The 7,041-nt window shown below is 60.5% G+C and carries 6 protein-coding genes, 1 tRNA gene and 1 pseudogene; 5 read left to right on the forward strand and 3 right to left on the reverse strand.

Going from position 1 to position 7,041, the window contains the following annotated elements:
- The 4 genes from Q0G85_RS09930 to Q0G85_RS09945 form a co-directional block, all read left to right on the forward strand.
- Positions 1–200 (forward strand): sigma factor-like helix-turn-helix DNA-binding protein (locus tag Q0G85_RS09930; RefSeq protein WP_297157531.1); only part of this gene is annotated, 200 nt, incomplete at its 5' end.
- 176 nt (positions 201–376) lie between these two features.
- Positions 377–2,503: a class I SAM-dependent methyltransferase gene (locus tag Q0G85_RS09935; protein WP_297157533.1), complete on the forward strand. Its 2,127-nt coding sequence runs from the start codon at positions 377–379 to the stop codon at positions 2,501–2,503.
- Positions 2,504–2,883: 380 nt separating this feature from the next.
- Positions 2,884–2,958 (forward strand) — tRNA-Asn (locus tag Q0G85_RS09940).
- A gap of 2 nt (positions 2,959–2,960) precedes the next feature.
- The gene (locus Q0G85_RS09945) at positions 2,961–3,407 is read left to right on the forward strand and encodes a hypothetical protein (protein ID WP_297157536.1); all 447 of its coding nucleotides are present in this window, start codon (positions 2,961–2,963) and stop codon (positions 3,405–3,407) included.
- A gap of 69 nt (positions 3,408–3,476) precedes the next feature.
- Here the strand turns inward: Q0G85_RS09945 and Q0G85_RS10355 are convergent.
- The 3 genes and pseudogenes from Q0G85_RS10355 to Q0G85_RS09960 all read right to left on the reverse strand — a co-directional run.
- Positions 3,477–4,406: pseudogene (locus Q0G85_RS10355) on the reverse strand (recombinase family protein); the annotation flags it as partial.
- A 90-nt stretch (positions 4,407–4,496) separates the two neighbouring features.
- A complete protein-coding gene (locus Q0G85_RS09955; protein WP_297157542.1) occupies positions 4,497–5,414 on the reverse strand; it encodes an Abi family protein in 918 nt (305 codons plus the stop codon).
- A gap of 201 nt (positions 5,415–5,615) precedes the next feature.
- On the reverse strand, positions 5,616–6,269 hold the full coding sequence (locus Q0G85_RS09960) for a LexA family transcriptional regulator (RefSeq protein WP_297157545.1): 654 nt from the start codon (positions 6,267–6,269) through the stop codon (positions 5,616–5,618).
- A gap of 110 nt (positions 6,270–6,379) precedes the next feature.
- On the opposite strand from Q0G85_RS09960, the gene Q0G85_RS09965 reads away from it, so the two are divergent.
- Positions 6,380–6,574 carry a helix-turn-helix transcriptional regulator gene (locus tag Q0G85_RS09965; protein WP_297157548.1) on the forward strand — a complete coding sequence of 65 codons (195 nt, stop codon included), beginning with the start codon at positions 6,380–6,382 and terminating at the stop codon, positions 6,572–6,574.
- Positions 6,575–7,041: the final 467 nt, after the last annotated feature.

The following is a 7,041-nucleotide window of genomic DNA, read 5'->3' on the forward strand; positions in this document are numbered from 1 at the left end:
TCGACGGGCTTGCCGAGCGCGAGCGCAAGGTCATCAGCCTGCGTTTCGGCCTGGAGGACGGCCATCCTCGCACGCTTGAGGAGGTCGGACGCGAGTTCGGCGTCACGCGCGAGCGCATCCGCCAGATCGAGAGCAAGACGCTTGCGAAGCTGCGCCATCCGAGCCGCTCGAGCAAGCTGAAGGATTACCTGGAGGATTAATCCTCGCCGCCTTGACGAACGACGATTGATTCGGTGCTTCGAGAGCCCCTCGTCACCGTGCCGACGCTTTGAGGTTGCCTCGTGCGCGCTGCGCGCCTCGGCACCTTTTGCGATCAAGGTGCGGCGAGGGGCTTTCTTGTCGAATCGCTTATCCAGCCTAGGGGAAAGGAACCCTTATGCCCGCTCACACAACCGAAGACCTCGAGTTTTTCGCAAGCTGCCTTCCCGGCTTGGAAGGCTTGCTCGCCGACGAGTTGCATGCGCTCGGGGTTCGTCGTGCGCGTCCGCTTGGCGGCGGCGTGGCTTTCTTCGGCGCTGCGAAGATCGGCTTGCGGGTATGCCTTTGGTCGCGTCTGGCCTCGCGCGTGCTCTGCGTCGAGGGGCGCGTTGGCGCCGTGGACTCGGATGCGCTCTACGAGGGCGTTTATGCGCTGCCTTGGGAGGATATCTTGCTTTCTGGCAAGAGCATTGTCGTGCGTGCTCGCGGGACGAACGAGGGCCTTCGCAACACGAAATTCACGGGCATGCGCGTGAAGGACGCGATTTGCGATCGGCTGCGTGAGGTTCGCGGTGAGCGGCCCAACGTTGATATCTCGCATCCCGATATCGCTGTTGACGTGCGAATTCATAATGGGAAAGCCACAGTTTCGGTCGACCTTTCGGGCATGCCCTTGAACGACCGAGCTTATTTCGGCAGGAATGCGCCGGATACGATGCCGCTTCTCTGCTCGTATGCGTCGGCGCTTCTCGCGTATGCGAAATGGGGCGAGCTTGCAGGGCGCGGCTACCGCTTCATCGATGCGCTTGCGGAATCTCGCGGCGAGGACGAGGGGTCGCGCGGCTTGAGCGTCCTCGAGCGTGAGGCAAGGGCGATTGTTCTTGATGAGGCACCCGGCGCGGTGCGGTCCCGATGGGGTTTCTTGTCGTGGGGCCGATACGACGAGGGTGAGTGGAACACCCTGCTCGACGATGCCGACGAGCGTGCCGATCGTGCGCAAGAATCGCTGCGACCCCTTGACGCTTCCGCGCCACAGCTTGTCGCCGCGGTGCTGATCGATCCCGCAAACGACAACGCGGTCTCGGCGGCGGGGGACGCGTCTTTCGTTCGCGCTGCCGTCGATGCCCCCGAACATTCCGTTTTCGCCTGCATCGGCGGGGAGGGCGCGGTCGAGCGCTTCAGCGTTGCCCCAGCGCTTTGCGAGGATTTGGGGCGGGGGCGCGTCGCTATAAAGGTTCGCGTTTTCGAGGAACCGCCTGCGGCTCCCGCGACAATCGTCGTTCCCGATATGTTCGGTGGCGCCGAGCACGTGGTCGACGTGCACGATGAGAAGTCTTCCCAGTTCGCTTCCCGTTTGCGCAAGGTGTTCAAGGAGCGGCGCAAGTGGGCTCGTCGCGAAGGGGTAACCTGCTATCGCATTTACGATGCGGACCTACCCGGGTACGCGGCAGCCATCGACCTCTACACCGGTGCGGGCGAAGACGAGGGCAAAACGTTCGTCCATGTGGCGGAATACGCCGCGCCTTCGTCTATCGACGAGCTGAAGGCGCGCCATCGCATGAGCGATATCTTAGCGATTACCCCCGTTGTGCTCGGTGTGCCTCCTGAGCTGGTTTTTTCCAAGACGCGCCGGCGCGACCGTGGCGGTAGCCAATATCGCGATGCTGGCAATCGCTCATTTGTGGCAACCGTCGAGGAAGATGGGTCGCTCTTTGAAGTCGACCTTGCGGGCTACGTTGACACAGGTATTTTCCTCGACCATCGCGACACGCGGCGCATGGTTGGCGAGATGGCTGCAGGCGGGGATTTCTTGAACCTATTCGCGTACACCGGTACGGCAACGGTGCATGCCGCTGCCTGCGGCGCGCGCACGACGTGCACGGTCGACATGTCGGCAACGTATCTTGATTGGGCGCGCCGCAATATGGCGAACAACGGCTTCTCGGGGCGGGCCCATCGCTTCGAGCGCGCCGATGTGATGCAGTGGATTACCGAGGCGCGGCGCGAACGCCGCTTCTTCGACCTGGTGTTCGTCGATCCGCCGACGTTCTCGAACTCGAAGTCGATGGGACGGCGCACGTGGGACGTGCAGCGCGATCACGTGGAGCTTCTCATCGGCGTGAGCCGCCTTCTGCGCGAGGGCGGGCAGGCCGTCTTCTCGTGCAATTTGCGCACCTTCAAGCCCGATTTCGAATCGCTTGAGAAGTACGGCGTCGAGATGGAGGACATCACGGCGCAAACCATCCCGCACGATTTCGAGCGCAACCCGCGCATTCACAAGTGCTTCATCGTCCGCAGGAAGTAGTCCGCTCGGTGCCGGAAAGGGCGGCAGGATAGTGGCGGATCACCGCTAGAGCTTCCGCTTAAGCCGCTACCGTTATCGCTGCTACTGGAGTCTCCGCCGCTTGTACCGTCTCTCTGAAAACTTTTTGCCCAACTTGCTCTTTTGACCACGAAGTTGCCTGCCTGCTTCCGAGAAGAAGATCTGGGCGGACCTCGTCAAGGAAAGGCGCTTGGAGAAGCTGGTAAAACTGCAAGGTGGGAAAGGATTGGGGGAGTGGAGGGGGTTGGCGGACCCAAAATCTTGTGGTCGTGAAAAAAGTTGAAATTAGGTCTTGCGCCGACTGACGAGATGGGTATAATACTATCTTGCGCGTTCGGAAAGAGCGCAACTGATTGGCAGATTCCTCGGTAGCTCAACGGCAGAGCATCCGGCTGTTAACCGGAGGGTTGTAGGTTCGAATCCTACCCGGGGAGCCATTTTGAAACTGTTCGAACCCGTTGAGGGCAAAGGTGCTCTCGACGGGTTCTTTTTGTGCTCTGACCTGGAACTTCATCACTACTATCCCATAGCCGTCGTAGAGCACGACGCGACTTGCGAACGCTCCTACCACAAGCTCGTCGCTCCCGCGCTCCGCAACCTCCTTGAGCCACTCCTCGAAGGCCGCGACGTCGAACTCGTTCGTGTCGGCGGTGAGCGCGTCTATGCGGCGCATCGCGTCCTCCTCGGCGCGCGACAGCTCGGCTATGCGCTCCTTGGCGCCCGGCGGTATGATCCCCTGCTCGATGGATGCGAGGATGTTGCGCTGCGCCTTCCTCGTCTCCGACAGGTCGCGCTCTGCGGCCCTCAGGCGCTCGTCCGACTCCCTGCGATCCTCGACGCGCTTCGCGACGAGCATCGCGATGCGGTGCAGCTGCCCGTCGCTTGACAGGGCGCACCGCACGGCGGACGCCACGGCGCGCTCGAGCGCCTCCTTCGCCACGTGCTTGCGGTCGCAGCGGGCCTTGCGCTGGCAGCCGTAGTACGCGTACTTCTTGTTCTGGTGGTTGCGGCACGAGTAGCCAACCATGTCGTGGCCGCACCTCGCGCACTCGAGCATCCCGACGAGGGGGAAGTCGTCCCACACCTCCTGCTTGCGCCGCTTGACGGGCACGGACCTTTGCGCCGCCTCCCACAGCTCGTCGCTCACGATCGCGGGCATGCCGCCCTCGAACCTCACGTCGGCCCAGATGTAGACGCCTCGGTACTTCTCGCAGTTGACCATGTTGCGGAGGAAGCCGTACGAGACGGGCTTCCCCGTCGTCGAGCGCACGCCCCTCAGGTTCAGGTCGCGCACCATGGACGTCAGGGGCTCGCGCCGCGCGTACCGCTCGAAGACCTCGCGCACGACGGCCGCCTCGCGCTCGTCGACGACGTAGCGCCCCGTCTCGGGGTCGACCCCGTAGCCGTACACGTGCACGCCGTTGTAGAGGCACTTGAGCGCCTGGCCGCGCATGGCGTTGCGCGTCCGCTGGGAGTTCTTGATGGACTCGCACGCAGCCATTCCCTCCAGGAGCTTCTCGTAGATGACGCCCTCGGGGGAGTCGGGGATGTTTTCCATCGCCGACAGCACGCGCACGCCGTGCAGCGACAGCTCCTTCTTGTAGATCGACGCGTCGAAGGCATCGCGCGAGAAGCGGTCCATCATGTAGACGATCACCGCGTCGTAGGAACCGGCGTCGCGCACCATCTGCTGGAACTGCGGGCGCTCGTCTGTGCGCCCCGAGATGGCGTAGTCGGAGTACACGCGATCGACCTCGTAGCCGCTGCGCTGCGCGTACTCCGTGCAAACGCGCACCTGGTCGTCGATGGACGCCTCGCGCTGCTTGTCGCACGAGAACCTCGCGTAGATTACAGCCGTCTTTTTGGTCTTCTCTCCGTTCGCCATGGTATGATTCTCCTTGCCTTCCGTTAACTCGGTAGGGTCTTTTGGAAGCCTCGCGCTAGGGCGGCAACCCTACGATGCGCGGGGCATCTTTTACTCGTTGACGCTGAACGCGCCGTATATCGACTCGACCTTCATCTCTTTCAGCACTTTATTGAGGACGTCGGGTCCAAGGCTATTCGACAGCTTCAAGAGCATCGCGGCGTATTGCGCCAATAATTCCACGTAAGTGTTCTTTGACAGCACGAGCTGCATATCGTTGACCACGTCCGTCACGGCGATGTCGCGCGATGGAGATGCTTTCGCGCAATAGAACCGCTCGTCGTGCGCGCAGATATTCCTGAAATCCTTGATGTGGTCGTAGGCAAGCCTGAGCCGCCTGGGCGATATCCTTATCGGCTTCTCGTGGTCGTTCGCATAGAGCGACGAGAACGCTTTCGCGATTTCGTTCCGGATGCTCTCCGGCTGGAAGCAATAAAACTTGAACGCCTGCCCGAGCGTGAGGTATTTCATCAGCACCCATATCGGCACCTCGTCGTGATTCTTCGAATAATGCTCGAGGTAAAGCTTGCGTTTTGGCTTCCTGTGAGGGTTTCTGCCGAGAGCTGTGTTGAAATCCGAGAGAAGGAGGCCGATTTGGTTGGGGCTTGTGTCGTAGCTACTTGCGTCGAGGTACGGCTCTTTCTCGCCGATATGGGCTTCTGAGAAGCAGTACGCCGATGTCGTCTTGAGGGTCTCCTCCGCAATGGCGAAGTATTTGAAGAACAGCATGCGCAACTCGCGGTCGAACGTGAAAAGCGCGTATATGTCCGCGAACGAGGTTCCAGGTAGGTAGCGGTCATCTTTCGTCGATTCCGACTTTTCCTTGTCGATGAACGGCGCCTTGTATCCGTTGACTACGGAATAGTAGCCTTCGCGCAACAGGACTTCAGGCGTGTTTTCGTCTGTTGCAACGCCGCGCGCTTCGAGCAGCTCGACCTGCTCTTCGATGGTTTTGAACGGTTTGTCCATATCTCCTCCAAAACAAGAAAACCGCCTTTCGGCGGTCTTCTTGGACTGCGACGGACGTACCGTATCGCAGCCTCATCACGCCGATTACTTTACCTTCATCGTCAAGAAATGTCAAAGGCTCTTTGCAAACTCGACGAAAATCAAAAGGTCGTTAACCTCTATCAGAGCGCATCGTAGAGGTCTGACATCTTTCCTCCTCCTTTAGAAAGCTTCCCGGCTTTGGAAGTAGGCCACGTGCTCTACGTGGACTTGGCGGTCGTCCTGGGCGGCGATGTACATGTTCTCGTGATCGGGGTTGTGGGACTCGGGCGAGAGGATGAGGTCGCCGTTGATGACGGTCATGCGCCGCATGACGGAGTCCGCCCCGTCGATGGTCGCCACCACGACGTCCCCGCTGCGCGCGGCGACGCCAGGCTGCACGACGGCGACCATGCCGGGCGGGCACACCCTGTCCATGCAGTCCCCGTCGACCTCGAGCCCGTAGCTGCCGGGGTCTCGGTCGATGAGGAACTGCGGCACCTCGACCTCGGGGAACTCGTCGAGCTCCTCGGGGAGGCACGCCTTGCCCGCGTGCGTGTTGCCGACGAGCGGCACCCTCCCCATGGGCATGCCCTTCACGGGGATGCGGTTGGAGTAGAGGCGAGAGTCGGCACCTAACCCCTCGCCTTCTATGATGTCGCTCTTTGCGATCCTTAAAGATGCAGCAATTTTTTCTACGGCACCCATTCTTGGAACGGCTCGCCCGTTTTCCCACTGGGATACAGCCATGCTGGATACGCCAGCAAGCTTCCCAAACTCTTCTTGCGTCATTCCGGCGCTTCGCCTGATGCGCCGGATGTTCTCAGCTATCGTCATAGCGCCTCTCTTTGTGTCGTGATAAAAACTAATTACATTTTACGATAAAAATACTTTACATGAACTATATGTTTGACTATAGTGAAAGCACATCGAAAGGAGGTTAGCGAATGGAGTTATACGAGGCGCGCAAAGCTGCACGTTACTCTCAGGATGAAGTCGCAGGTAAGCTTGGTATTTCCCGCCCTACATATGCCAAGATGGAGAAGGACCCTGGCTCAGTCACGATTGACGATGCTCAGAAGCTGGCGAAGATGTTCGGAGTGTCGGTAGGGGATATTTTTTTCGCTTCGAACGATAATTAAACCTATAGTTTGAAGCGGGGTACGGCAATGCAAATCACCGAAACCATCGGGCGGGCCGTCGGGGACGGCACCCGTTGCCGCGGGCACCGAGAGATCCGACCGGGCGGCAGGAGGGCGAACCTCCTACCTTCGATGCCCTTCCCACTCAAACGCCGCCCCCGACGGCGCGCCCGATGGGAACCAAGGAACCGACCAAGGAAGGAGGGCGGGCATGGACAAGGAGAAGAAGGCGGAGGCGATCGCCGCGATGGCGGACTCCCTCGCGGATTTTCCAGTGGCACCATGAAAACCGAACAGGGCACCGCAAAAAACGATGCGGGCGGCTATCAGTCACGTGATCTCCACCCGCAAAGGGCCTCTCGCCACGTTACGCACGACGCTTGTCCGCAACCTGACGCGCCGGAGCGCGCATTAGCACCATCCATTGCCTCGGCCATGCGGCCTTCGGCCTGTAGCGCTTGCAGGGC

This window comes from uncultured Ellagibacter sp. (assembly GCF_934617235.1).
Lineage (GTDB): Bacteria > Actinomycetota > Coriobacteriia > Coriobacteriales > Eggerthellaceae > Ellagibacter.

Coding starts and splice junctions, on each gene's coding strand:
- Q0G85_RS09935 (WP_297157533.1), top strand. CDS start 377: ATGCCCGCTCACACAACCGAAGACCTCGAGTTTTTCGCAAGCTGCCTT.
- Q0G85_RS09955 (WP_297157542.1), bottom strand. CDS start 5,414: ATGGACAAACCGTTCAAAACCATCGAAGAGCAGGTCGAGCTGCTCGAA.
- Q0G85_RS09960 (WP_297157545.1), bottom strand. CDS start 6,269: ATGACGATAGCTGAGAACATCCGGCGCATCAGGCGAAGCGCCGGAATG.
- Q0G85_RS09965 (WP_297157548.1), top strand. CDS start 6,380: ATGGAGTTATACGAGGCGCGCAAAGCTGCACGTTACTCTCAGGATGAA.